Here is a 26,983-nt window from a genome sequence, read left to right as displayed (position 1 = left end):
GTTTTTCGCATACACTAGGCCTCGGCCATCAGACCGCAAGAAGGCTGTCCTTCATCAGAAAGGACAGCCTCTTTGCACATCCGTTACAGCAAATCCTCTTCCTGCGCTCCGGTAATTACCGTAACAATGGTTGTGCGCAGTTGATCCGCATTCTTGGCCTGAAACGGATCGGCGGCGTAGATGACGGCATCGGCAATATAGCCTTCCGCAATCCGGCCGAGCTCATGGCCGCTTCCAAGTATCGCCGCTGCGTCTTCTGTAGCTGACCGCCACGCTTCCGCCCGGCTCAGGCCATAGTCCAGCAGCGTGTCGAATTCCTGCAGGTTGTAGCCATGCAGCGCAGGCGTAGCGTAATCGGTGCCGAAGCCCAGCCGCACCCCTGCCTCCCTGGCATATCCGAGCGCGATGGCATGAGCATCGGCGGCCCGGGCGGCCCGTTCACAGATTAGCGGACTTAACGCCAGCACTCCCTGCGGATCGGCGGCGATCCGGTAGATTGAAGTGGTCGGCACGTAAGCCACGCCGGATTCGGCCAGTCTCCCGGCCTGATCCCAGGTCATGAACATCCCGTGCTCAATAGATTCCACACCGGCTTGGATCGACCAGTCAATCGTCACCCCGCCCCAGGTATGCACCAATACCTTCTTCCCGTTCGCATGGGCATGACGGACGATGAAGGCGAACTCCTCCCCGGAGAAGTTCGGCTCCGTAACCTGCTCGGTAGGTGCGCCAAGACCGCCGGTTGCCATGATTTTGACCCAGCCTGCCCCGGTCGCGTAGATCTCCGTCAGGCGGCTCTCCAGATGCTTGATCCCCTTGGCATCGGCAGCTCCCAGCATTTCACTGCTGGTCTCTACCCGCAGCGGCTGCTGGTAATACTTCACAAGATGACGGATCGTGGCAGGCAGAATACCGCCGGCGTCGCGGGCTGTAGTTACTCCCGTCCGCAAGGTAGCGGCGAAGGCCTCCGCCTGCATGACCTCAATCTCGCGGGGGTCCCGGCGGAGCTGGTCGTCATGGTCGAAGTCGGTCCAGGCCAGATGGGTGTGCAGATCCAGAATGCCCGGACTGATCCATAGCTGCTGCTGCCTGGAGCCTTCCGCCTGTTCCGGCTGTGGACCCGCTTCTGCCACTGAGGTGAACCGCCCGTTCGTAATCTCGATATCAAAGCGTTTCTCCGGGGTACCCGCAATATGGATTCCAGTGTACGCCTGAAATTGCGGCTGCTTGAGGATCATTCCGCTTCCCTCCAGATCTGGCGGACGGCCTGCACTGCCGGTTCAGCATCCAGCTTCAGCAGTCTGGCCAGCGTCTGCACCGCTGCTTCGACACTCTCCCGGCTGGCATTCGTTCCGAAATGATTGATCCGCAGCAATTGACCGAATAATTCCCCGTCCCCGGGAGCTACGATACCGACAGGCTGCTTGATCAGCAGAAGCGGCTGCTCGTCAATCCGAACAGTCGTAGTCAGCGTGGAATAATGACTGCTGTCCTTCTGCCAAGGCGCAAGCCCAAGCTCCGTGACCCCTGCGACAGCAGAGGCCGCCGCACGTTCATGCCGCTGGATAACCTGTGACAGTCCCTCTTCGGCAACAGCCTCCAGGGCTTCGATTAGAGCTCTGGCTTCCAGGACCGGGATATTCGGCGGGACGCGGAGTGGCGCTGCTCCGTCCGGGGACGGCTGCAGATCCAGCAAGGACAGAATAGAATTGCGCGGAGCCCGTTCGTTCGACTCCAGGAAGGCCCAGCCGCGGGGAGAAATACTGACCGCGCTGATTCCGTTAGGACCGGCGAGCGCTTTTTGCGCACCCATTACAGCGAAATCCACCGCCCACTCATCCACAGACAGCGCCTCTCCCCCGACAGCCGACACGGAATCCGTTACCGTAATCAGGTCATGCCTGCGGGCCAGCTTGAAGATCTCCTCCGCAGGGTTCGAGCCGCCTGTAACCACCTCTGCCTGCACCAAAGAAATCGCAACCGGCTGATGCTGCTCAATCGCTGCAGCAACCTCCTCTACTGTAACCACCTGGTCGAAGGGAACCTTCACTTCCTTAACGGTAGCCCCGCCGCGCGTAAGCCACTCTCCGAACAAGCTTCCGTAAGGTCCGGTTACTACGTTCAGAATCGTACGTCCCGGCGCTGCAATTCCTGCTGCTACCGCCTCAATGCCTAGAATCGCCTCCCCCGGAATGATTACCGGAGGATGCTGTGTCCCTAATAGCCGGGATAGCTGCTGTGTTAATGTGTCCAGCTCAGATAACGTGAGTGGTACGAATCCTGTAATTTGACGGTTCATATAATCCTCCTGATGGTATGAATGTTCAATATTGCGGCATCTTGGGCACCGCAGTCAATAGCTCCCGGCTGTATTCATGCTGGGGCCGGACGAAGAATTCATCCTTCGAATTCACCTCGACCAGCTGCCCCTGACGCATCACAGCGACGGTATCGCTGACGGCATGAATGACTCCCAGATCATGGGAGATGAACAGCATCGTCAGATTAAGCTCGGCTTGCAGCGTATGGAATAGCTCCAGCACGCTGCGCTGCACCGAGACATCCAGTGCGCTTGTGGGCTCATCAGCGATCAGCAGACTAGGCTCCACGCTAAGCGCGCGGGCAATGGCGATCCGCTGGCGCTGGCCGCCGGAGAATTCATGCGGATATCTGTCCAGAGACTTGGTATCCAGCTGCACCCGGCCAAGCAGCTCCTTACTTCTGCGCTCAACCTGCGACCGCTCTACAATCCGGTGGAACAGCAAGGCTTCCGCCAGAATCTGCCTGACGGTATGCCGGGGATTCAGCGAAGAATCCGGGTTCTGAAAGATCATCTGAATCTGTTTATGCTGTGCCTTACTCCGCTTCTTGCCTAACGGCTCCGCACCCAGCAGAAGCTGTCCTTCATCCGGAGTGATCAGTCCGGCAATGACCCGGGCCAGCGTAGACTTCCCGGAGCCGGACTCGCCGACAAGCCCCAGCGTGGTATGCCGCGCAAGCTCCAGCCGGATCTGATCAAGGGCGGTGAACCCGCCATAACGGACGGTTACATCCTGCACCTGTAATGCTACTTCCATGAGATCCCGCCTCCTTCCAGCTCCGGCAGAGGGAGCACCGAATCCATTAGCATCTGTGTATAAGCCTCAGCCGGATGCCGCAGCAGGCTATGCGTCTCGCCTTGCTCAATGATCCGGCCCTGCTTCATTACAACCAGTCTGGAGCAGAGATTGGCGGCAATCGCCAGGTTGTGGGTCACAAAGACCATAGCGAAGCCCAGCTCCTGCTGCAGACTCGTAATCGTATCTATAATCTGGCGCTGAACCGTCACATCCAGCGCCGTAGTCGGCTCATCGCAGAGCAGAATGCCCGGCTTGCAGGCCAGCGCCAGAGCAATGACCACACGCTGGCACTGGCCGCCGGACAGCTGCCCCGGGTAGCGGTCTGTTGTCTTCAGCGAAGCTGGCAGACCGAGCCGCTCAAGCAGCTCCAGGGCGATGCGCCGCGCAGCCTTCAGACTGGTTCTCTGTCTGTAATAGACAACCTCGGTCAGCTGCTTCACTACCGGACAGAGCGGGTCCAGTGCCCCTCTGGGGTCCTGGAACACCATGGCACTGCTTACCTTGCTGCGGACCACTCCCCCGGTCTGCTCCACACCACGCGGAAGCAGGCCGAGAATCGCCCGCAGCGTCAGCGATTTGCCGGAGCCGGATTCGCCCACTAGTCCCAGGCTTGCGCCGCGTTCAAGGGAGAAGCTGACGCTGTTGACCAGAATTTCTGTGGACGGGGCCGCGAGTGTCAGTGTTTCGAGTTCAAGTACAGGTTGTGTTGTCATCCTTTTCTCCTCCAGATATCGGCCAGTCCGTCTCCCAGGAGAGACAACGCAATTCCCGTATACACAACTGCGAAGCCGGGAACCGCCGACAGCCACCAGGCTGTAGTAATGAAGGGCTGTCCGTCTGCGATCATCGTTCCCCAATCCGGCGTAGGCGGGGCAATCCCTATTCCCAGATAACCCAGCGTAACAATGGCTACCAGGAGTCCGATCATATCCGTCATCAGCACGACAACGGCTTGCGGCAATACATTCGGCAGAAGATGGCGCAGAAGGATGCGGTATCCGGGCAGACCGAGCGTCTGCGCAGAAGCAATCCATTCCTGCTTCCGGAAGGACGCGCTGAGTCCTCTGACCACACGGGCGAATACAATCCAGCCTACCAGAATGAAGGTAATATAGATTCCGCGCTCCCCTGCCCCGCTGGCGAAGGCCACGATAATGACGATCAGATAGAACGGGAAGGCAATAAAAGTGTCCGTGATCAGCGATATAATTCTATCGGTCCATTTGCCATAGTACCCCGAGATCATGCCCAGCATGACGCCCGTGCAGAACGGAATCATCTCAGCCAGCACCATGATCGTCAGATCCGTCCGGGCGGCATAGATCAATCTGGTAAACAAATCACGGCCAAGCTGGTCGGTACCGAGCCAGTGGGCTGCGGAAGGCGGCTGCAGGAAGGCGCTCAGATTCTGCTCCGTGGGGTTGTACGGACTTAAGTAAGGGATGAATATGGCGAGCAGTATAAGTACAGCGAACATAATGATTCCGATCAGCAGTGACGGGGTGTTCAGTACTCTTCGGAGTCCGCTTGCGGGCTTCCCGAGGTCCGGCAGGGTTGTATCTATCTGTGTAGTATTCATGATTTCCCCTTCGTTCTGGGATCAAGCCACCCGGAGATCATTTCGATTAGCAGACTGATAATTACAACAGCCAGTGCACAATAGAGCGCAATCCCCTGAATCACCGGAAAATCTCTATTCGAGATGGAGGTGAACAGCAGGCTGCCGATGCCCTTGATCCCGAAGACCTGCTCCACAACGAGCGTTCCCCCGATCAGGTAGGACACATTCACTCCCAGCAGCATCAGGGTCGGCAATGCCGAATTGCGCAGCACATGCTTGAACAGGATCACCCTGGACGGGATTCCTGCTGCCCGGAGAGTGACAACGAATTCGGATTCCAGCACCTCCAGCATTTGCGCACGCAACGAGCGGACCAGCGTAGGAATCTGTGAAAAAGCAATCGTGACCGCCGGAAGCACCAGACTATGGAGCGTACCCGACCATCCCTCGCCGATTCCCCCTACGGGGAACCAGCCCAGCCGCACACTAAAGAACAGAATGAACAGAATCCCAACCCAGAAGACCGGCATCCCGAGGGTGACCGCTGGAATAATGCGGATCAGATGATCGAGCAGCTTGTCCTTCTGGGTGGCAGCAACCGTTGCCAGCAGAAGGGCTACAATTATCGCAAGCACCGAAGCAATTACAATCAGCAGTAGTGTGACCGGAGCACGCTCTGCAATCAGCTCTCTCGACGAGGTGCCGGCAATAATAGAGTTTCCGGTATCTCCCTGAGTGAACAGCAGCTTCACGAACCGGGTGAACTGATCCCATAAGGAGAGATCCAGTCCCAGTGTGTGGTGCATATTCTTAAGCGCTTCAGGTGTGCTGTATTCACCGAGAATCATTTTGGCGGGGTCGCCGGGTACAATTCGAATCAGGAAAAAGACCGCCGTCATTACGCAGAGGATAACAAGTAAGGCTCTTACAAGGGCTAAGGCCAGCCACTTGTAAGAACCGTTGTTTCCAGCTGCACCGCTCAGGGTCAGCTTGGATTTCATCATTTAGCAAGTCGGACATCTTCCAGACGGATGCTGCCGTTAGGCAGAACCACAAGTCCGTCTACAGAAGACCGCGCGCCGATCAGGATATCCGGATAGTACAGCGGAATGTAAGGAACTTCATCGGCAAGCGTCTGTAAAAGCTCGGTGTAGATGGTAGCCCGTCCTTCACCGTCTGCTGTCTTCTGGCCTTCATATAGCAGCTTGGTTACCTTCTCATTCGTGTAATGCGTCCAATACGATTTGCTGAAGCCTTCCGGGTCAGTCTGGAACGCCAGGATCGAGTTCGCTTCCGGGGAGTCCGCCTGACCGCTGTTCAGCATCGCCGCGAAATCATAAGCGAAGAAGCGTTCACGGAAGGTGGCCAGCTCCACCGATTCAATCTCAATTTTGATCCCGATCGCCTGGCCGGCTGCCTGGATAATCTGGGCTTCCTGGGCCCGGGTGCTGTTGCCGGAAGCCACCAGCAGCTTGGTGGAGAATCCGTCAGGGAAGGCCGATTTGGCCAGCTCTGCCTTGGCAGCCGCCGGATCAAAGCTCAGGGCCTTGATCTTATCATTGGCATTGTAAGGGATCGTTGACGGCAGCAGCGAAGTCGCCGTCTGCGCATAGCCGAAGGTCAGGGCCTTGGTCAGTCCCTCACGGTCAAGCGCCAGTGCCAGTGCCCGGCGGACATGCACATCGGAGAAGTGCTTATCCAGTGTATTGAAGAAGAGCTGCTCTGTCACCCAGCTGCCGTTCGTTACCACTGTTGTGTCTGCACCATCCTTAATCTCACCCGCATTCTGTAGCGACAGGGCTTCAACTGCATTCACTGCTCCCGCCTTAAGCTGGTTGATGGCTTGGCTGTCGTCCTGGATCAGCTTATAGACGAGCTTGTCGATATAAGGCTTACCTTCCTTCCAGTAGTTAGTATTCTTGGTAAAGGTCACATCACCTGCCGGGTCCCATGTCTCGATCACGAATGGCCCGGTCCCTACCGGCTTCTTGAAGAATTCCTCTTCGCTCACTCCGCCGAAGTTATTCGGGATAATCCCGTTCGAGAAGTTCGACAACTCCGAGATGAACGGGGTATAGGGTTCTTTTAGCGTGATTACAAGTGTCTTCTCATCCTGTGCCTTCACCGTATCCACCTTGGCCGAGATGGCCAGGGGACCGCCAACCTTCAGATGCCGCTGGAGGGAGAATACCGCATCCTCTGCGGTCACCGGCGTACCGTTCGAGAACTTCAGGCCGTCACGGAGTACGAACGTATACGTTAAGCCGTCTTCGCTGATCGTATGCGAGGCTGCGAGCTGATCCGTAATTTCACCCTTGCTGTCAAAAGCAACCAGTGACTCAAACACTTTATCAATCGCGAATGCGTTATTCGATGTAATCTGGTTATGCAGATCAAACGACGTTACGGAAGCCGGGCGGCCATACACGAAGGTGCCTCCAGTTGCAGGCTCTGCTGTGCTTGCACTTTCCGTTGCGGCTGGAGCCGTACTGGCCTGAGCCCCATTACTGGAATCCGCAGGATTGGCAGACCCGGAGCAGCCGGCAAGCAGCGATACGAACAATACCGCAAGTGTGCCCAGCCCTGCTGTTTTTCTCATAGAAGCTTTTAAATTAATCACGTGTGATCCACCCTTCCTATAAATCATATATGTTTAGTATGGATTGTATTATGGATCAGACCTTCACTTCTGTCAAACAAAAATTCATCCGGCAAGCCGAATTGAATCATAATGTTCCAATGAAGGAAATGTATTCGTAATCATCCGCCCGTTATGGCTCTCTGAAGGCTATAATCGTCCAGCTCCAGATCAGGCTCTCTGCCGAGTGCCAGCTTCGCCAGCTGATAACCGATATACGGCCCCATCGTAAGTCCTGAAGCTCCCAGACCATTGGCCGCAAGGACTCCGCTCCACCCGGGGACAGCCCCTATGACCGGCAGAAATCCCGGAGTGAACGGACGGAAGCCGACCCTCACTTCACCAAAGGTACCGTCCGCCAGTCCAGGCGCCACTTCCAGTCCCTTAACCAGAATCTCCTGCATCCCGCCGGCGGTCACTCTGGTATTATATCCTTCTACGTCATTCTCATGAGTAGCTCCGATAACAATCTGCTGCCGGGCAAAAGCGAGCAGATATTGATCGCTTGGCGGGATCACCACCGGCCAGACTTCCGTATCTTGTTGGTCAGATACCTGCAAATGCATGATCTGCCCCTTTTGGTAGCTCACCTTAAAGTCCATGCCCAGCGGCCGGAGCAGCGGGTTCGCCCATGCGCCTGCGCAGATAAGCACTTCATCCGCCGGATAATAGTGTCCTCCTGCGTTGACTCCGGTTACCCGGCCCGGTTCAAAGGCAAGCGCAGCGTCACCGGTAACCATTACCGCACCCTGCTGCTGTGCAGAATGTAGCAGAGCATCCCGCAAAGCGCGGCCATCCACTCTGGCAGCACCGCTGATATGTACCGAGGCATATCCTTCCGCCAGCAGCGGGAAGCGTTCACGGGTCTGCCCTGCGCTAAGCCGCGTGATGACTCCGATCTCCGGGGCATCTGCCAGCCGCTTCCGTGCCCGCTCTTCTATTCTGTCGAGCTTGCTCTCATCCGTATGTATACTAATCGCTCCAACCCTGGCATAACCGGTATGCGCTTCGCCGCCTTCCTTAAGCTGACTAATCAGCTCAGGATAGAACCGTGCCCCCGCCTTCGCCAGCCGGTACCAGGCCTGATTGCGCCGCTGCGACAGCCAGGGACAGATGATGCCTGCCGCTGCATCCGTAGCTTGACCAGGGTCTTGACGGTCTATAATCAGCACCTCTGCGCCCATCCCTGCCAGCTGGTAGGCTGCCGATGCCCCGAGAATCCCTGCTCCGATCACGATGACTTTCTTCATCTGTACGTCCTTTCTGGATGTGTATATCCCCTTGTGTTAGTGGATAGGGTTCTGTGCAAGGAATTCAAGAATCGTATCGTTCACCAGGATGGGCTGTTCCCTTAACATATGCGGGCGGTGCCCCGCTCCCTGAACGATCAGCGTCCTTGCATCCGTAAGCAGGGAAGCGAGCTTCACCGTTCTGTCCTCTCCCGCGAACGGGTCATGTTCCCCTGAAATTAGCAGTGCCGGGCAGGTTATACTGCCCAGTTGCTCCTCCGTGAGATCCGGGTATCTGATCCAGTCTTGCACCGTTTGCCGCAGATAGTATTGCCAATTCCCCCGATGGGCCTCCTGATGCCTCTCGATCATCTGATTAATGAAGGCTTGCTGCTGATTCGCCAGCAGCTGTTCAGGCTCGTATTCTCCGGCTCCAGCCGGTTCACAGAATCCGCTGGTTCCAATCGTAGTAAGCGTAGCAATCCGTCCCGGATGATTCACCGCCAGGTACAGCCCTACGCCCGCGCCCATACTGTATCCAATAAAATGTGCCTGTTCAATGTTCATCCTATCCATGAATCCGGCGACATCCTCAGCTATTCGTGGAGTAGACCAGTCCAGATCCCGGCAGCGGGTCCTGCCATGCCCTCTAAGATCAGGGAAGTAACAACTGTAATGGCTCTGGAAGTCCAGAACCTGGCTGCTGAAAGCCAGCATGCTGCGGGAATAATGACTGTGCAGGAAGATTACCGGTTCTCCGGTGCCCATCTGTTCATAGAACATTTCAAGATCATGTACCTGTATGTATGGCATAATACCCGCCTCCCTTTGTGAATATGACCATTACCGGACCTTAACGAGCCAGCTTCTCATTCGCACAGCAGTCATTCGGATGCTGTAGGCACTTGAACGATAGTAACTGCACTTTGTACAATAGATTGCTGTAAAAAAGGCTTCGAAATAGCATCTACTGTATTCCGTACAATTGAATGTTGAAAAAAGGCCATTTTCACCCAAAACACAACATTCCACTGTATGAAATACATTAGAATCTCATTTTACGGTCAGTTCTGCCTTTTCTATTGTAGGAAATACAATCACTTACAGTGTTAAAGCTGATGCAGTACTACTCTCAGCTTACCACAGGTCGTCCATCAGAAGTAGTAACCCTTCCCCCACTCAACAAGTGGAAACGAAACTAAAAACCCCCGGAATACCATTCCGGGGGCAAGCCTACAGGCCATCACTACAGATTCAGTTCTTTGATCCGCTCCGCAAGCTTAGGGAATACGCGGAGTGCGTTGTTATAAAAGACGTCTTCATGATAAGCCTCAGGCACCAGGTGCTTCACGAAGGTAATATAAGCGTCCAGCGGGACCAGCGGCCAGTCGGTGCCGAAGACCAGCCGGTCGTATTTCTCGGCGAACACCAGCGCCCGGCGGAAATGGTCGGTATAGGTCTGCTCGGTCAGCAGCCGGTCCACCTTGGCCTGATCGCCGACAATCCAGCCGGATAGATCTGTGTACAGGTTAGGGTTCTTCTCCAGCAGGGCTGCGGTGTCCATCACCCAAGGATCGCCCAGGTGGCAGAGCATGAAGGTAATCTCCCGGTGCTTCAGGAAGGTCTCCTCCATGGACAGCGGATGGGAATACTTCAGCAATCCCTGGTCCGCATAAGTCAATCCGCCATGAATGACCACCGGGAGGCCGTAAGCGGCAGCCAGCTTATAGACCGGATCATAGATCTCATCCCCCACATTGAAGTGGTAATACCCGGCGTACAGCTTGATGCCAACGACATCGGAGCGCTGCAGCGATTGCTCCAGTGCTTCAAGCTGCCCCTCCAGATGAAGGGTGAGCGGGTTAATGCCTACGCAGGTGAACAGATTGTCCGGCAGTGTCTCGCTCAGGTCAAGCAGCATAGGATTCAGCGCAGCGGAATCGGGAAAAGCTCCGGCAACCGTCTCGGTCACTCCCATGCCGACCCCGGCAATGACACCGCTGCGGCGGAACTCCTCCTGGAGTCCCTTGCCGGTATAATCGATATGTGCCAGGGTCTGCGCTGTTTCGTGGAAGGCTGCAATATTGGAATAATGCACATGTGCGTCAATGATTTTCATAGAAGCTTCCTTTCTCTGACTCACTTCTTGAACCGGATCGACAGCAGATCGCCATAAGCCTGCTCAGGTACCTGGAGATCCGAGATCAGATAGAATTGCGGCTTGCTGAACTGCTCTTTGCCATCCTGCAGATGCAGGTACTCTTCCGCATAAGACGTCAATGCGACGGAATTGACTAACAAGGAAGGTGACGGATGCTTAAATGATGTAACTAATGACAGACGCTGCTGGCGTTCCATGGAACCCACTTGCAGGATCCCGTTATGGCTTGCATCCTCTGCCTGTCCCCGGCCTGACTTGTAGGTGAGCTCTTGACCTCTGCTGTTCTTAAGATACGCCCTGCCATCCTGTATGCCGGAGGCGGCAGTATAGAAGGTTGAAGTCTCAAGCTTCAATGGGCATAGCGGGCCGCCTGTATTCTGCTCCACATGTACCGTAGAGGCAAGCACCGGAACGCCCGGCAGCAGCATGTAATATTGATGCAGTACGAGTCCTTTGTATTTATCATTCTTCTGAATGGTGACGCTCATCCGGATACCCGACCAGCGGTTCCCCTTATTATCGGTCAGTTCGGCGAAATCAGCCGTTAACGGCTCCTCCATGAAGCTGCGCAAGGCAATGTCGCCCACACTGGTTACGATTCCGCCTACCCATGGATTCCACCAAGACTTTGCAATCGGCTGCGGAAAAGAAGATTCAAGCCATTCCTCGCCCTGATGGACCAGCGAGAATAGTCCCGGCGCAAAGTCAGGGCTGGCCTGTATCCGCAGTACCCCGTTGTCTACAGCCAGTACCTGCGCCCCTTCTGCTACAAGTCTCTCCTGCCGGACACGTTCATCCGCGACAGGCAAGACCAGGAAGGATTGATCCTGCACATAACTGTCCATATCCAGATGCAGGGTCAGCACATCCGGGGCAGCGCCTGCCGGTACTGTCAGCGGCAGAGCCGCTTCTCTGAGCTTCTCTTCCTCTTGAACCGTTAACCGCGCTTCCTCCATGCTGCCTGCTTCGGAAGAGATCCGAATCTCACCCACCAGATAGCTCTTCTTCTGCTCCTGAAGGAGAAGCATAGCCTCTCCAGCCATGAACGGATTCCCGTTATTCAGGCTCAGCTCCAGCTGCTCTGTTGTGGTCAGTTCGTCAGCATTCCTGTTGCCGCTTTGCAGCGCATAGGCACGGAAATCCTGCCAATGGTCCCAGGTTCCCAGAGCGATCCGCAGCGGCTGCGTTTCCTTCCGCCCGCCGGCGGGAATCCGCCCCAGGGAATGCTCCACAGCATGCATCCATGAGTCCTGGATCAGCTTAAGCTCTGACGGCCAGCTAATCCCTCTGGAGAAGCCTTCTTCCGCAGCGAACATCCAGTTCTCCGTGAAATCCTGCGCTTCCCAGTAATCCATGCCGGAGGCTTCAGCCCCTGCGCTCAGATCTATATATTTGCCGCGGTAAGGGATGACGCCTCCATGCAGGTTGAAGCGGAAGCAGTCCTTCAGGAACAGCTCTTCCACCTGTTCGGTAGCCTGCGGGTTGTCGATTCTGAAATAACGGGAGACTATACCGTTGCTGAACAGCTTCACAACCATCGTCAGCAGCAAGCCCTTCCGGATGCCGACCTCATAAGTGGCCTCAAGCACGATAGCCTCTTGATCCCTGGAGATCTTCACATCCAGCGCCGAGAATTTGTTGAATTCATTCGTATACGGCAGTCCAAGCTTCGGATAAGGCAGGTTCATGAGATATTTACGGTTCTGAAAAAAAGTAAGCCAATGGTTCGTTTTGTTCAGAACGGCGGAATAGCGGCCATTGCTGATGATCCAGTCCTTGTCGGTCGGGCCGCCGAAGACCGTCTCTGCTCCGGTGAAGACCAGGCTCAGCTCCTGCTCCAGTATAGCTGAATCCGCTCCTTCTTCTGCACTGCGGATGCTCACCGAATGGTGCCAAATTCCGTACCCAAGCAGCCGGGCCGCTGCGGTAACGATCCTCCGGCTCTTGGCAGGAACCTCAACGGTGTAATGCTTTTGACTGAACGACAGAATCTCGTCCTCCGGCAGCTCGAAGCTGAACACGGTGTCTGTGCTGTACTCATTCTCCACCGTCACATCCAGCTCCACCTCTTCGCCCGCGAAAAGCGTTCTGTCCGGTACCTGGAGCTTCACCTTGACCGGGAACTTTGGCTTAATGCCCAGCTTGAATACGGCAGGCAGGCCGTTAATGAGCAGTTCTGCCTCCACCACAGGATGGGTCTGATAGAGATCCTGCTCCTCCTCCACCGGATGGATGAAGAAGCGTCCTTCGATCCGCGCCTCGGATTCGATATCCTGAGCAGCCTCCAGCTCCAAGCGGATTTGCGCATTGCTTTTACCGCTAATCTGGAGCGACAAGGGCTTCCCGCTTTTATTAACGGCTTCATAAATGACAGGATATTCCGCTCCAAACGGCAGCTCATGCTGCGCAGGAATCGTTACCTGTATCCGGTAATCCTCCGTCTCAATGAGGCGCAGGCCGCGGCCGGTCCGCTCATATTCCATTTTCAGCGACAGACCGTCCTTCAGCCATTCATATGTAAAATAGTCAAAGCCGTTTTCCCCATGACCGTCAGGCTCCACCTTGATCTCACGGATGCTGTCGTTATACCAGTCTATCTTCTCGAAAAAAGACTTCACCGCTCCGGTCTGAAGCACCGAGGGAATGAAGTTCATCAGATGAGTCGTGTCATCCCGGTTCTCCCAGAAGAACCCGCTTTTCTTATACGTAGGCACCGCCTTGACATTACCGGGCCACGTATAGAGATCCAGCCGCGGCCAGCCCAGCTTAATCGTCTCTTCGATCGAACGCCTTACCAGCGCCTTACCCACCTTGCGTCCATGGTAATCCGGTCTCACGTTGAGCAGAGCGATATAGAGCGCCCCGGTATCCTCTTTATAGTGAGAGAAGCTGCAATATCCGATGACCTCTGAGCCGCTTACCGCCAGGAACAACTTGAGCATAGGACTGTTCTCGTGTTCCCGCAGCACACTTTCCTCTGTCCGGTACGCTCCGTCTCCGCCCCAGCTCTCTGCGCTTCTGTTCCACATCTCGGCAATGGAAGCGGCATGCTTCACCGGCACATATTCTTCAATCTCGATCTCTTGTAATTCGGGCATTACAGTCATACCTCCTCGGATCGCTATAATTCCTAGCTTCATAGCAATAAATACTACTTGCAGTATATAACAGAACGTTAAGCCGCTGTAAGTTCCTGTTTGATTATAAAAGATTATTACTTAACTCAAGCAAAGGTTAGCCTCGAACCGATCAGATAACCGATCGAGACAAACAGGAGTGACCAGATAAAGGCACCAGCCAGGGTGACCATTAAGTATTTTCGGAAGGACATGGCACTGATGCCCGAGATGTAGCTGGTCACATGCCGGATGCCCGGAACAAAATAAGCGATGAATATCGTCCAGTTGCCGAACCGGAAAAACCAGCGTTTGACATAGGCGAATCTTTTGGGCGTCAGGCCTACCCATTTCCCGTACCGGTCCACGACAGGCTGCCCCACTCTGAGACCGATGGTATAGCTGATCAGCATGCCTGTAATCGAACCTATGAAACAGACCAGAACCGAAAGCGAGAAATCCAGCACCATGGTAGAGGATAGATAGCCAACGAACAGCGTCAGCAGCTCATCGGGAACGGGAAGCCCCACAAGCCCCAGCGCCAGCAGCGCGAATATAGCTATATAACCGTATTGTGAGATCATCTCGATGACCCATGGCATGAACAATCACTTCCTGTTACCGAATTTTTTGAACGAAGGGAATGGAACCCTGCTTATCATCAGTATGGACAACAGTCCCATAATTAAAATGACCATTTCCGGCTTCAGCCGCTCACCTATAAGTGTGGTCATCGACAGAAGCAATCCGGCTGCCGTAATCGGCATGCCCACGAAGCCCTTGGAAGGAGCCGAGATATTGAATCTGGCCAGCCGCAGCGCCCCGCAGATCAGAAATGCGACCGCAGCGACAGGTCCGACCCACTGAACGTTCTCCAGCCGGTATAACAGAATTAGGAAGGCGGGAGCTATGCCAAAAGAAATAATATCCGCCAAAGAGTCCAGTTGTTTGCCGAAATCACTGGTGCAATGCAGCATACGGGCGAGCAGTCCGTCCATAACATCGCATATCGCAGCCAGCAGTATCATTAATAAAGCAAGATCATAACGTTCTTCAATCGTGAATAGCAGGGAAATTGATCCGAAGCCCAGGTTTCCCAGTGTGCACATTGAAGGCAGCCAGCTCCATTTCATGCTGTTCACTCCTTTCCTGACAAGTTAGTAATGGGCGGCTCAGCCTCCAAAGGTTACACTAAAACAGACGCCGTCCGAGGTGTTCATCACTGCATACCGGCAGCCATGCATATCTAAAATCTGCTTCGCTATGGATAATCCGAGTCCGGTCCCGCCCGTCAGACGGCTGCGTGATGCCTCGATCCGGTAGAACCGCTCCCAGATATGCGCCAGCTGATCCTCGGGGATTCGCTCCCCTTTGTTGTGTATGGTGAACAGCAGTTTCTTGGGTGAACTCTCCAAGGTGACGGTTATCGTACTGCCCTCTTCCGCATGACGGATTGCGTTGGTCAGCAGATTGCTGAGCACCTGTTCAATCCATGTAGCATCCGCATATACGGGCAATTCATTCGCCGGAATAATGACCACATCCAGCTGCTTATTCTGGAGGGAATGCACCAGTTTATCGGTCACCTTCTCCGTCATTTCGCTCAGCATGAAGGAGCTTTTGCGCAGCTTGATCGTGCCGGACTCCAGCCGGGCCAGGTCCAGCATATCTTTTACCAGGAACTCCATCTTGTCGGCCTCTTCGATAATGACCTTGATGTAATGATCCTGCTTGCCGGCGCTCACCCCATCCTCCAGACCCTCGGCGAAGCCCTTGATGATGCTAAGCGGCGTCTTCAGCTCATGGGAGGCACTGGCAAAAAAGTCCTGCTGCATCTGCTCCAGCTTCTTCTTCTGCTCCATCTCCTCCACCAGCTGCTGATTCGTCTCCCGAAGCTCGCCCAGTGCAGTGTCCAGACTTTGGGACAAGGTGAACATGCTTCTGGACAGATTGCCCAGCTCATCCTTCTGGCGGATGGAGGCATGGCCGGTGAAATCGAGCGCTACCATCCGTTTGGCCGTATTATTGAGCTTGATCAAGGGCCGGGTCACCATCTTGGAATAGAACAGCGAGAGGACCAGAATCAGCACGAACCCGCCAAGCCCTAAGTATAAAAAGAACCAGCGCAGCGCTTCATTGGAATCCTTAACATCCTGCAGCGAGGTCACTGAGAACAACAGCTCAATCTCCCCGCTGGCCTGTTTCACGGGCAGAATCATCACGGAATTGCGGATACCGCTCCAGGGAGCCGTCCACTCTTCCTTGACCATATTCAGCTTGCCCAGGCTCTCCAGCTGCCCCGTATTTAACGGGAACCAGTCCTCGATGGCCTCAAAAAGGATGCCCTGGCGCGGGTTCCATATTTTCAGATCCGGCAGGACCAGCTCCGTAATCGTCCCGGTAATGCTTGTGTTGCCCAGCTCCGCCTCTTCGCCTACCGGCTGGAACCCCTGTTTGGTAATCGTGAGCGGGAAATACTGATTGCCGAGGTCATTCTCCCCAGTGACAAGCTCTCCCTGGATGGTAACCCGGTCATTCTCTTTCAAATGGGCCGACCGGAGCATATCCCCGAACTGATTCATGAACAGGGACATGGGGATCACCTGAGTCTGGCCTTTATCGTCAATCAGCTTCATGCGGAACGGATCTTCCGACTTCATACGGCCGTCCAGCTTCAGAATGACCATCTGTGTCTTATTGCGCAGCATGAATCGGACCAGCTCGCGGGAAGTCCGGGTTTTGCCCCAGGCTTCTTTGGTGTAGCTTGTCCCGAAGCTCTTAAGATGCTTCTCCACGCGGGACTCCTTCTGCGTCTGGTAGAAGCGGTCGAACAGCAGGAACTGGCTGAGGATTACCATCCCGTAGAAACAGACGAAGAAGATCACGGTCATCACGAACAGCTTGAAGGTAATTCCCCATCTTTTCATTCTTCATCCTCGAATCTGTAGCCGGTTCCAATCACTGTTCGAATGTGTCGGGATTCATACCCCAGCTTGCTGCGCAGTTTCTTGATATGGCTGTCCACGACCCGTGAGTCCCCCTCGAATTCAATTCCCCACACCCGGCTGAGGATGGTATCCCGCGAGACCACATGGCCCTTGTTGCGGATCAGCAGCCACAGGAGATCATATTCCTTCGGGGTTAGCTCGACATCGGCGCCTTCCACCTCTAGACGGTGCGCCATGGTGTTGAAGATGGCCGAGCCGAATCTCACTACCCCGGATTCTGGCTGATGTGCGCCTTCAACCCGTTTCATCAGCGCCGCAGCCCGGGCCACCAGCACTTTGGGACTGAACGGCTTGGTTACATAATCATCGGCGCCCAGCTCGAAGCCGTGTATTTTGTCATCATCGGCGGATTTGGCGGTCAGCAGAATGATCGGGGTCGCCGATTTCTTGCGGATCTCCCGGCATACCTGAAATCCGTCCATTTTGGGCATCATAATATCCAGAATCAGCAGATCCGGCTCCAGCGAATCGAACCACAGGAGCGCGTCCTGCCCATTATCGGCTTCGCGCACCTCCCAGCCGTCCTGTATGAAATAATCCGACACCAGCTCACGGATACGCAGCTCGTCTTCGACAAGCAATAGCTTTTTGTTCAATGTACTCCCTGCTTTCAACCCGTTTATACCTCTCAGCATAGTCGAGTGTTATGTCCTTTATGTGTCCTGTTGTGAAATTGGTTGATAATAAGCCGAAATATATGGTGGAGTTTCTTGGGAGACCCTTGGTTTTGAGTATGATATACGTCTTAGCTTGGGTGAACGCTACGCAAACGGAACGTTGTTACAATCGCTGTTGTGTCCGGATTTTTATTATTTTACCTAATCGGTGAAAATCCGGACACAAAGGCGAACGCTTCGCTTTTACGCGGGTCGTTCCGCCCGCTCCGCTGTTTGAGTGTAAGGTGCGAATGGACCTAAAACATACTGAAAGAGAAAGTGGTCCCACTGAATACAAATCTGAAAGAGAAAGCCTCACTGGACGCCCCACTGAACACCTCGCTTGATACAAATGTTGTATTTTTTGCATGAACTTGATCCGTTTTATCTCAGATAGTGCACATTGTTGTACTTATTGCAGGAATACGGTTAGATTCACAGCTAAAGAGCACGCATTGTTGTAATTAGTGCAGGAATTTCATCAGCGCGGTGCTGGATCATGCACATTGTTGTATTCTGTGCAGGAATTCCCTCAGACTAATAGCGGCTGAAGCCAAAACGCAAAACAGCGATTCTCTATTAAACGGAGGATCGCTGTCTGCTATTTAATCATCGTACCTTAATCGGCGTGCCTTGGTTACCCGGCTTCAAAGGCTTGCTTGAACTGACTGTTATACAGCTCGGAATATATCCCTTGCAGCGCAAGGAGCTGGCTGTGGCTTCCCTGCTCGGCGATCTGCCCGCCCTGAATGACCAGAATCCGGTCGGCATCCTGAATGGTGCTGAGCCGGTGGGCGATTACGAAGCTGGTGCGGCCCTTCATCAGCGTCCGCATGGCCTGCTGGATATGCATCTCTGTCCGGGTATCCACGCTGCTCGTTGCCTCATCCAGAATGAGGATGGCCGGATCGGCCAGAATGGCGCGGGCAATGGTCAACAGCTGGCGCTGGCCGTGGCTCAAGGTGGTCCCGTCCGTACCCAGCAGTGTATCGTACCCCTGCGGCATCCGCGCAATGAAGCCGCTGACGTTGGCGAGATTAGCGGCTTCCTCCACCTCACGGTCTGTGGCCTCCAGGCGGCCGAACCGGATATTCTCGCGGATGGTTCCCGAGAAGACATGGGCGTCCTGCAGCACCATACCGAGCTGGCGGCGCAGCCCGTTTTTACCCAGCTGCCGGATATCCCTGCCGTCGATCAGCAATTCACCGCCGCTCACTTCATAGAAGCGCGTCAGCAGGTTGACAATAGTCGTCTTCCCCGCTCCGGTCGGCCCGACCAGGGCGATAGTCTCACCCGGCTGTGCGGTGAAGCTTACCCCGTTCAGAATAGGCTCGCCCGGCTGATAGCCGAACACTACATCCCGGAAAACAACTTCCCCGCGTATCCGCTCCAGCTCCTGAGGCTGCTCCCCGCTGTACTCAGAAGGCATATCCATGACTTCAAATACGCGCTCGGCACCGGCAATTGCCGATTGGATCAGGTTATACTGGTTCGCAAGGTCGGAGATGGGCCGGCCGAACTGCTTGGCATAGTTCAGCATACTGACGATGACCCCCACGGTAACCAGCCCATGATAAGCCATCCAGCCGCCAATGCCGGCAATCAGCGCAAAGTTCAGATTGTTAATCAGGTTCATTACTGGTCCTACCAGGCCGGATACGATCTGCGCCTTAATGCTAGCTTTGTTAAGCTCTCCGCTTATTCCTCGGAATCTGGCGACCTCCGCCTGTTCTCTGCGGTATTGCTTGATCACCTTTTGGCCGCTGACCGCTTCTTCAATGAAGCCGTTCAGCTCACCCAGATGCTGCTGCTGATCCTTGAAGTAGATCCGGCTTAAGCCGGTAATCCGGCGGCTCGCCAGCACGACCAGCGGAATGGTTACCAGAGCAACTCCAGTCAATGGCACATTCAGCATCAGCATAATGACCAATGAGCCGCTAAGTGTAATCAGACTGTTCAGCAGCTGGGTTACACTCTGATTCAGCGAGTTCGAGACGTTGTCGATGTCATTAGTTGCACGGCTCATTAGCTCACCGTTAGCATGGGTATCGAAGAAGCTGACCGGCAGCTCCTGGTATTTGGCGAACAGGTCCCGCCGCAACTCATACACCGTGCGCTGCGAGACGGAGGTCATCACATAAGCCTGGACCCAAGAGACGGCGCTGCCCAGCAGATAAATGCCGCCCAGAAGGAGACAGAACCGGACCAGCAGACTATAATCCTGCGGGAGGATCGCGGTATCAATAGCTTTTCCTAGCAGGTAGGGTCCGATCAGGGCGAGAACAGCATTCAGAATCGTGAATACGTAGACCATAATCAACCCTGTCCGCTGACGGTTCAGATAGGACCAGATGCGGAGGATGGTTGCCTTGCTATTCTTCGGACGTACCTTGGGGGTTACGCCAACACGGCCGGGAGGCCCGCCGCCTAACGCTCCAGGTCCGCCGGGAGCCTGCTCCCTTTTACGTTGACTGGACATAGGGCTCCTCCTCTTCCTTCAGCTGGGAGTGACGGATGTCCCGGTAGATCTCGCTGCCTGCCATCAGCTCGGTATGCGTACCCTGTGCGGCGATCCGGCCGTTCTCCAGAATCAAGATCCGGTCGGCATCTATAATGGAAGACACCCGCTGGGCAATCATAACGACAGTAGAGTCCTGAAGCTCCGTCTTCAGCAGCAGGCGGATGCTTGCTTCGGTGACCGCATCCAGAGCGCTGGTGCTGTCATCCAGGATCAGAATGGCCGGCTTAATTAACAGCGCACGTGCAATGGACAGACGCTGCTTTTGTCCGCCTGACAGGTTCACCCCGCGTTGTCCGAGCTGCGTGTCGTAGCCTTGCGGCATAGCTGTAATGAATCCATGTGCTTCTGCGGCCACAGCCGCCTGCTCCACTTCTTCATCTGTTGCTTCCGGCCGTCCGTAACGGATATTATCCCTGATACTGCCGCTGAACAGCAGGGACTGCTGCATTACGAAGCCGATCCGGCTCCGCAGATGCTCTAGGCTAATCTCCCGGATGTCTGTTCCGTCGATCAGAACGGCACCGGACAAGACCTCATAGAATCTTGGAATCAGACTAACCAGGGTAGACTTTCCTGCTCCGGTAGCCCCCAGAATAGCGATCGTCTCCCCGGGGCTGGCTGCAAAGCTGATATCCTCCAGCACAAGATTCTCATCCGCGCGGTTATAGGCGAAGGAGACCTTGCTGAATTCAATCCGTCCGAGTGTAATGGCTGCTTGGTCCGCCGCAGGCGCTTCGGTAATTTCACTTGTGGCGGCGAAAACTTCATTCACACGGTCCCCCGATACCTTGGCCCGTGATACGAAGGCAAGCATCGTGCTCAGCATCATCATCGACATGAGCAATTGAGTAACATAGTTAATGAAGGCAATTAGTTCACCAACGGGCAGCGCCCCGTTCCAGTTCTGTATGCCTCCGAACCAGAGCACGGCAATAATGCTGGCATTCAGAATCAGCATCATAAGCGGCATATTCAGCGCCATCAGGCGGATCGCCCGGATTCCGGTGTCGGTATAGCCTGTATTGGCTGTATTAAACCGCTTCTGCTCATGGTCTCCACGGACGAAGGCCTTGATTACACGAATGCCGGTGAGATTCTCCTGCAGCACATTGCTCACCCCATCCAGCTTCTCCTGCATCCGGGCAAATAGCGGAAAAGAAAGCCGGATCAGCACAAACAGCAGGATGAACAGCAGCGGAACCGCAGCGAGCAGGATCAACGCCAGGGACGGGCTGATCCGCACCGCCATGATCAGACTGCCGATCAGCAGCAGCGGTGACCGCACGAAGCTCCGCAGAATCATCTGCACGAAGGTCTGGAGCTGCACCACATCGTTAGTCAGCCGGGTGATCAGCGAGCCGGTCTTCAGCCGGTCCAAATTGCGGTTGGAAAAGGTCTGGATATGCTCAAAGAGCTTAATCCGCAGATCATTCCCGAAATTCTGTGAGGCAATACTTGCACATATCGCACAGCCCACACCGCCGGTCATCCCGATGATAGCGATTCCAATCATCATTCCGCCTGTTGAAAGGATATGCGATAAATCATTCTTCATCAGGCCTTTATCCACAATGCTGGCCATAAGTGCAGGCTGCAACAGGTCCATCACTACTTCAACTACCATTAACAGCGGGGCAAGCACGCTCCAGAGGGCGTACGGCTTCATGAAGCCCCTGAGCTTCCACATTCAGTTCACCTTCATCTCATCAGTCGTCGCATCCGTTCGTCCGTTTAGGGTAAATATGTGATTTTATCAGTCATTGGCGTTCGCTGCTTGGCAGCAGGCACTTCCAAAGGATACCCTACGGCAAGCACCGCAATAACATCCTGCTCTTCAGGAACGTCTAGCACCTCACGGCCCTTGGCTGTACCGCCGAGTGATGACCAGAACACGCCAGCTCCTGCCTCATGGGCTGCCAGCATGAAATTCTGGATATAGCAGGACACGGCCATGATGTTTTCTTCACGTTCCATTGTGGTAGCGGCAGATTTGGATAAGACTCCAATCAGCACCGGAGCACCGCCAAAATCAGTCTTATGGTTCAGCGCTGCCCGGGTCTGCGGCCCAATGAACAACAGCTCCCACGGCTCATTCATCCGGTGGTTCGGAGCATAGCTGGCAGCCTCCAGCCAAGTATTCAGCTCCTCCTCTTTGATCGGGTCCGGCCGGAAGGCTTTGATCGTTCTTCTCGTTTGAATAGTATCGATGATAGTCATAGGTAGTCCACTCCTTCTGTTGTATTTGTATCCACATGGTAATAAGCATATCTCTTTAGCACGTTAAATTACAATACTTTATAAGTAGATTGGAACATTATGTATATGGTGTTAATGATTTTTTATGCTGAAAGTGAATTGGCTCCTGGGCAAAAACAGCCTTACCCATCTGTCCACTTTTAGCGGCATCCGGTACACGCACCCTGATGCCAGCCCATTGTGTTTGTTTTTTCGCCTTCTGCCCTCTCACGAGCGCATTGTAATCGGTTTTTCGATTACATTTGACCATCCGCCCCCTAACCAGCGCAATGTAATCGGTTTTTCGATTACATCTGGCCATCTGCCATCTCACGAGCACATTGTAATCGGTTTTTCGATTACATTTGCCCATCCGCCCTCTAACCAGCGCAATGTAATCGGTTTTTCGATTACATCTGGCCATCTGCCCTCTCACGAGCGCATTGTATTCGGTTTTCCGCATACATTGTGCCTTCACCTACTCGAAGGAGCAAAAACAGCCCAGCAAACTCCGCCTTAGCGGAGCTTCCTGAGCTGTTCTTTTGGAGGAGTTGATCTGTTCATATGTTCATCTGTACTCCGTGCATGCGTTCATCCTAACCCTGCTCCAGAGCATATTTCCTCATCGTCTGCTGCTTGAAATCATCCCAGGCCGGTGTGGACAGACGGGCTTGCTGCATCAGAGGTTCAAAGGCTTGATAGAGCGCTGCTATCTCGCTGAATGAGCCATCAATCAGCTTCATGAAGGGCAGCTTTTGGACCAGTCTCAACCCTTGGGCGAGCAGTGCCGGGTGCTTCTTCACCCCGTTAACCAGAGAGGCGGGGTTAACGGGTAAGCCCAGCGTGGAGAGCACGCGGAACCCTTCATCCATTACAGCAACTGCCTGTTTCCAGCGGGCGGAGTCTTTGCTTGCTTTTGCCAAATCAAAATCATAGAGATAAATGACCGACATAACCGGAATAATTGAAACCATGTGACTCAGGAGCCAGGCGTTAATATCCAGCGAATAATCCAGCTTATACTTCGTCTTATGGAAGGCTTCTGCAAGCTTCGTCTTGAACGGAACCTCACCCTCCAGACTGCCCAGTACCATCTTGCCGCCACCGCTTACAACGATCACACGCCCGTCTTCCTCACGCGTCCCGCCGTTTATCTGGAAGCCAAACGCAATATTCTGCGGAATCCGGCTATTCTCCTTGAAGAACTGCTGCATCCCGCGGGTATCCCCGTTATTGCCGACAAGCACAATATTCGTACTTCCGTTGTCCGCCAGAGCCGGCAGCACCGCCGGGAAGTCATTGTATTTCATCACTACGAAGATCAGATCATAGACATCGTCCCTCCGCAGCTCGGATATCACCTTCACCTGATCTACAGTCGTTTTGCGCTGAAAATAATGCCGGAGGACCAGTCCGTCCTTCTGCAATTGGCCCGCCCGATTCGTTCTGGCCAGCATCGTAACCTCATTCCCGCCCCGCACCAGCACATGTGCCAGATAACTGCCTATCACCCCTGCACCCATCACTAATATTCGCATCCAGTATCCCCTCTCCGCTTCAAACAGTTGTATTGAAATGAACATCTGTTCATTAGGTTAGCAGCGAGGACCCTACTAGCGCAATTGCCAATGGTGCTAAGGATGTCAATTACTGAACAAACCCGTGTAAATTGTACATTACCCGTATCGCTCCTATGCCGCAGAGCCGCTTCATTCCGTGATCTGCGTATGAACGGCCACGATCAGCATATCCATATGCCGGGCATGCCGCAGCAGATATTGGACGAAGCTCGTTATGAACAGGCTGCGCAGGAAGGGTCTGCGGGACTGGCCGATGATTACCTGCGTAGTCTGCATATCATTCATCCGCTGGAGCAGATGCTTATAGAGATGCTTGCGGCTTCCCGCCTCCGTAATGTCCATTACCCCGCCCAGCCGTTCGGTCAGAGCCCTCAGCGTATCCAGCCGCTTCTGCTCCTCCGCTGTCTTCATGCGGGCACAGTGTACGTAATGTACATGCCACTCCGCCTTCAGGCGGTGTGCAATGCGGAAGCCGCGGCGGACCAGCCGTTCAGCCTGTGGTCCCGTGTCTACACAGACGAAGATCACTTCCCGTCTGCTCCACGGCCCGCGTAAGGCAGGCTCACGCTCCCAGGCCTCCAGCCGCTCATCCACATCATCGGCAATCTCGCGCAGGGCCAATTCACGCAGCGCGATCAGATTGCCGATTCTGAAAAAAGACTCCAGCGCCTGATTAACCTTCTCCTGCGCATAGATCTTCCCTTCCCGCATCCGCTGCTGCAGCATCTGCGGAGTCACATCAATCAGCTCCACCTCACTCGCCATCCGCAGGATGGCATCCGGCACCGTCTCGCGCACACGCACACCGGTTAACTGCTCCACCGCATCGTTCAGGCTCTCCAGATGCTGTACATTAACCGTGGTAATGACAGAGATCCCGTTCTCCAGCAGCTTGATCACATCCTCATACCGCTTCTTGGTGAGGCTGCCGGGGACATTGGTGTGGGCCAGCTCATCCACCAGCACCACCTCGGGATGGCGGGCGATAATAGCTGCTGTATCCATCTCCGTAAGCTCGGTGGACGAGTAGGCAATCCGCGCTCTAGGAATCATCGTTAACTTGCCCACCTGCTTGCCGGTTTCCTCTCTCCCATGGGTCTCCAGCAGTCCGATAACCACATCGATGCCCCTACCCAGCAGCAGATTGCCTTCCTGGAGCATCTTGTAGGTTTTGCCTACGCCGGGGGCTGCGCCGATGTACACCTTGAAGGTGCCCCGGCGGATATCCTCGATCCGCCGCTCCAGCTCCCGGCCGGTCAGCCGGTGGAACGGTTCCGCCGCCATCTTCACGGCGGGACGGACCGGCAGAACCCGCTCTCCCTCCTGCTCGGCACGGTCAGCCATCAGGAACACATCAATATTACGCGTCCGCCGCAGGACACGGCTGGCAATGGAACCCTGCCACTTCTCCTGCCAGCGGCTTTTCTGCGAATGCCCCATCACAATTCGGGTGACATTGTTCTGAATGGCATAGCGCACAAGCATGGTAGGCAGCATCCGCAGACGCAGCAGCTCCAGCTCCTCGAACCGGGCCTGAATCCGTTCAGTCAGCTTGCGGATGGAGCGCTTGAATACCTGCTGATCCTTGGTCAGGGGACGTCCGCGCAGGAGGAAGGTAACGATAAGCAGGTCTCCGTTCAGCCGTTTGGCAATCTGCTGTCCTCTTCTAATATAGAGGGAACCATTCCAGTGATACTGCGCGGATACCAGAATACGCTCTGTCGCGCCTGATGGGCCGATCAGTCCCTCGGCCTCGCGGTGCTTTTCCAGGGAATCATTGACCCCTTCCGCCATCAGCCGCAGCGACACCTCACGGAGAACGCCAAGGTTACCCCTGAGGGACAGTGCCGGATGCGCACCTTCTCCAAGCACCCCCTCCTCCAGCCGCTTGAGAATCGTCTCCGGCGACACATCGATCAGCCGTACCTCATCGGCAAGTTCCAGTGTATTGAGCGGTACAGTGCACTCCGCACGGATGCCGGTCATTTCATAGATCTGCTCGCCCACACCGGCCAGCTCATAGACATTAATAGTCGTAATTACGCTGATGCCCTGATCCATCAGATAACGGATGTCCGCAAGCCTGGTCGGGAAGCGGGCCTCCGGACGGTTGCGGTGGGCCAGACCATCGACCAGCAGCACCTCAGGATTGCGCTCCACCAGCGCTTCAAGCGGCAGATCCTTCTCCTCCTTGCCGTCCTTCAGCCAGTGGATACTGGGCACGCGCTCTAGATCGCCAAGCTGCTGAACCGTCTCCGCACGGCCCATAGTGGAGACGGCACTGATCACCACATCAATTCCCTGTTGCTTCAGCAGCTTGCCTTCCTCCAGCATATGATAGGTTTTGCCGGAGCCGCTGACCGAGCCGATGATGATCTTCAGCCGCCCCCGCTGGAGCTGGTAGATAGAATATAGAATCTCCTCAGGAGACTTGCGTTTGTAGGGCGCCACGGACTCACCTTCTTTCTATTCTCACAACTCACAACTGGAGGAAGCAGTCTCTATGAACTCAGCTTACTTCGCTACCTCTGTCAGTGCCAGATTCAGCTTCAGCACATTCACCCGTTTCTCTCCGAAAAGGCCCAGATCACGCCCTTCGGTATGCTCTTTCACCAACGCTTCAAGGGTATCTGCCGGAATGCCGGTCAGCTTGCTGATCCGTGGAACCTGCACGAGCGCCGCAGCCGGAGAAATATGCGGATCAAGACCCGATCCGGAATTCGTAATCAGATCCACAGGGAGCTGACTTACAGGGACGCCGGGATTGTCCAGCTTCCACTGGGCAATCGAATCCTTCGTGCGCTGAAGCATATCAGGATTTGACGGCCCGTAGTTATTCGAGCCCGAAGCTTCGGCCTTGTACCCGATACTGGACACACGGCTCTGGAACATTGCCTGGTTCGTGAAATTCTGCCCGATCAGCGCAGAACCGACGACCTTCCCGGAAGCGTCCTTCAGCAGGCTGCCGTTCGCCTGGGCAGGCATCAGCACCTGGGCAAGCGCGGTGGAAGCCAGCGGATAGATCATTCCGCAGAGAATAATGAATACGATGCTTAACCTCACTGTAGTAAAGACAAAAGCTGCTGGTGAAGCGGAGACCTGCTCTCCGGTTGTCTCATGTGTAGATTGTGTCATGATAATTACGCCCTCCTTGTATAT

Annotated in this window: 22 protein-coding genes; all 22 read right to left on the bottom strand. The window is 54.8% G+C overall.

Annotation, left to right across the window (positions count from 1 at the left end; all coding sequences use genetic code 11):
* Positions 1–83 precede the first annotated feature (83 nt).
* A complete protein-coding gene (locus tag MKY86_RS14210) occupies positions 84–1,238 on the bottom strand; it encodes an amidohydrolase family protein (protein ID WP_076075630.1) in 1,155 nt (384 codons plus the stop codon).
* On the bottom strand, positions 1,235–2,299 hold the full coding sequence (locus tag MKY86_RS14205; RefSeq protein ID WP_076075632.1) for a pyridoxal-phosphate-dependent aminotransferase family protein: 1,065 nt from the start codon (positions 2,297–2,299) through the stop codon (positions 1,235–1,237). Before MKY86_RS14205 ends, MKY86_RS14210 begins: the two co-directional genes overlap by 4 nt.
* A gap of 25 nt (positions 2,300–2,324) precedes the next feature.
* Positions 2,325–3,077, bottom strand: a complete 753-nt coding sequence (locus MKY86_RS14200; RefSeq protein ID WP_076075635.1) for an ABC transporter ATP-binding protein — start codon at positions 3,075–3,077, stop codon at positions 2,325–2,327.
* On the bottom strand, positions 3,068–3,832 hold the full coding sequence (locus tag MKY86_RS14195; protein WP_076075637.1) for an ABC transporter ATP-binding protein: 765 nt from the start codon (positions 3,830–3,832) through the stop codon (positions 3,068–3,070). The genes MKY86_RS14200 and MKY86_RS14195 overlap by 10 nt, the downstream gene beginning before the upstream one ends.
* Positions 3,829–4,698: an ABC transporter permease subunit gene (locus MKY86_RS14190; protein ID WP_143803569.1), complete on the bottom strand. Its 870-nt coding sequence runs from the start codon at positions 4,696–4,698 to the stop codon at positions 3,829–3,831. Before MKY86_RS14190 ends, MKY86_RS14195 begins: the two co-directional genes overlap by 4 nt.
* Positions 4,695–5,684 (bottom strand): ABC transporter permease, encoded by a 990-nt coding sequence (locus MKY86_RS14185; RefSeq protein ID WP_076075640.1) that lies wholly within the window; start codon positions 5,682–5,684, stop codon positions 4,695–4,697. The genes MKY86_RS14190 and MKY86_RS14185 overlap by 4 nt, the downstream gene beginning before the upstream one ends.
* Positions 5,681–7,300: an ABC transporter substrate-binding protein gene (locus MKY86_RS14180; RefSeq protein WP_076075642.1), complete on the bottom strand. Its 1,620-nt coding sequence runs from the start codon at positions 7,298–7,300 to the stop codon at positions 5,681–5,683. Before MKY86_RS14180 ends, MKY86_RS14185 begins: the two co-directional genes overlap by 4 nt.
* Before the next feature lie 140 nt (positions 7,301–7,440).
* Positions 7,441–8,568: an NAD(P)/FAD-dependent oxidoreductase gene (locus MKY86_RS14175; protein ID WP_076075645.1), complete on the bottom strand. Its 1,128-nt coding sequence runs from the start codon at positions 8,566–8,568 to the stop codon at positions 7,441–7,443.
* A gap of 36 nt (positions 8,569–8,604) precedes the next feature.
* Positions 8,605–9,360: an alpha/beta fold hydrolase gene (locus tag MKY86_RS14170; protein WP_083684497.1), complete on the bottom strand. Its 756-nt coding sequence runs from the start codon at positions 9,358–9,360 to the stop codon at positions 8,605–8,607.
* A 433-nt stretch (positions 9,361–9,793) separates the two neighbouring features.
* Positions 9,794–10,666 carry an amidohydrolase family protein gene (locus MKY86_RS14165; protein ID WP_076075648.1) on the bottom strand — a complete coding sequence of 291 codons (873 nt, stop codon included), beginning with the start codon at positions 10,664–10,666 and terminating at the stop codon, positions 9,794–9,796.
* Between the two features lie 20 nt (positions 10,667–10,686).
* Positions 10,687–13,806 carry a GNAT family N-acetyltransferase gene (locus MKY86_RS14160; protein WP_076075650.1) on the bottom strand — a complete coding sequence of 1,040 codons (3,120 nt, stop codon included), beginning with the start codon at positions 13,804–13,806 and terminating at the stop codon, positions 10,687–10,689.
* Positions 13,807–13,931: 125 nt separating this feature from the next.
* The gene (locus MKY86_RS14155) at positions 13,932–14,426 is read right to left on the bottom strand and encodes a DedA family protein (RefSeq protein WP_036728489.1); all 495 of its coding nucleotides are present in this window, start codon (positions 14,424–14,426) and stop codon (positions 13,932–13,934) included.
* A 6-nt stretch (positions 14,427–14,432) separates the two neighbouring features.
* Entirely contained in the window at positions 14,433–14,957 is a 525-nt protein-coding gene (gene pssA, locus MKY86_RS14150) for a CDP-diacylglycerol--serine O-phosphatidyltransferase (protein WP_076075653.1), read from the bottom strand.
* A gap of 39 nt (positions 14,958–14,996) precedes the next feature.
* Positions 14,997–16,751 carry a sensor histidine kinase gene (locus MKY86_RS14145; protein WP_076075656.1) on the bottom strand — a complete coding sequence of 585 codons (1,755 nt, stop codon included), beginning with the start codon at positions 16,749–16,751 and terminating at the stop codon, positions 14,997–14,999.
* Positions 16,748–17,428, bottom strand: coding sequence for a response regulator transcription factor (locus tag MKY86_RS14140; RefSeq protein WP_076075658.1), 681 nt, complete (start codon positions 17,426–17,428; stop codon positions 16,748–16,750). Before MKY86_RS14140 ends, MKY86_RS14145 begins: the two co-directional genes overlap by 4 nt.
* Positions 17,429–18,125: 697 nt before the next feature.
* The gene (locus tag MKY86_RS14135; RefSeq protein ID WP_076075661.1) at positions 18,126–19,967 is read right to left on the bottom strand and encodes an ABC transporter ATP-binding protein; all 1,842 of its coding nucleotides are present in this window, start codon (positions 19,965–19,967) and stop codon (positions 18,126–18,128) included.
* Positions 19,951–21,696, bottom strand: a complete 1,746-nt coding sequence (locus MKY86_RS14130; RefSeq protein ID WP_076075663.1) for an ABC transporter ATP-binding protein — start codon at positions 21,694–21,696, stop codon at positions 19,951–19,953. Before MKY86_RS14130 ends, MKY86_RS14135 begins: the two co-directional genes overlap by 17 nt.
* 44 nt (positions 21,697–21,740) lie before the next feature.
* Positions 21,741–22,226 (bottom strand): nitroreductase family protein, encoded by a 486-nt coding sequence (locus tag MKY86_RS14125; RefSeq protein ID WP_076075666.1) that lies wholly within the window; start codon positions 22,224–22,226, stop codon positions 21,741–21,743.
* 97 nt (positions 22,227–22,323) lie between these two features.
* Positions 22,324–22,707: a hypothetical protein gene (locus MKY86_RS14120; RefSeq protein WP_340827037.1), complete on the bottom strand. Its 384-nt coding sequence runs from the start codon at positions 22,705–22,707 to the stop codon at positions 22,324–22,326.
* Positions 22,708–22,840: 133 nt separating this feature from the next.
* Entirely contained in the window at positions 22,841–23,782 is a 942-nt protein-coding gene (locus tag MKY86_RS14115) for a ketopantoate reductase family protein (RefSeq protein WP_076075671.1), read from the bottom strand.
* Between the two features lie 171 nt (positions 23,783–23,953).
* The gene (locus tag MKY86_RS14110; protein ID WP_076075674.1) at positions 23,954–26,275 is read right to left on the bottom strand and encodes a universal stress protein; all 2,322 of its coding nucleotides are present in this window, start codon (positions 26,273–26,275) and stop codon (positions 23,954–23,956) included.
* A 63-nt stretch (positions 26,276–26,338) separates the two neighbouring features.
* The gene (kdpC, locus tag MKY86_RS14105) at positions 26,339–26,959 is read right to left on the bottom strand and encodes a potassium-transporting ATPase subunit KdpC (RefSeq protein ID WP_076075676.1); all 621 of its coding nucleotides are present in this window, start codon (positions 26,957–26,959) and stop codon (positions 26,339–26,341) included.
* Between the last annotated feature and the right edge of the window lie 24 nt (positions 26,960–26,983).

This window comes from Paenibacillus sp. FSL R7-0333, assembly GCF_038000365.1.
GTDB lineage: Bacteria > Bacillota > Bacilli > Paenibacillales > Paenibacillaceae > Paenibacillus_AQ > Paenibacillus_AQ silagei.
Note: the sequence above shows the minus strand (reverse complement) of the source record. Positions and strands in the feature narration are given on the sequence as shown.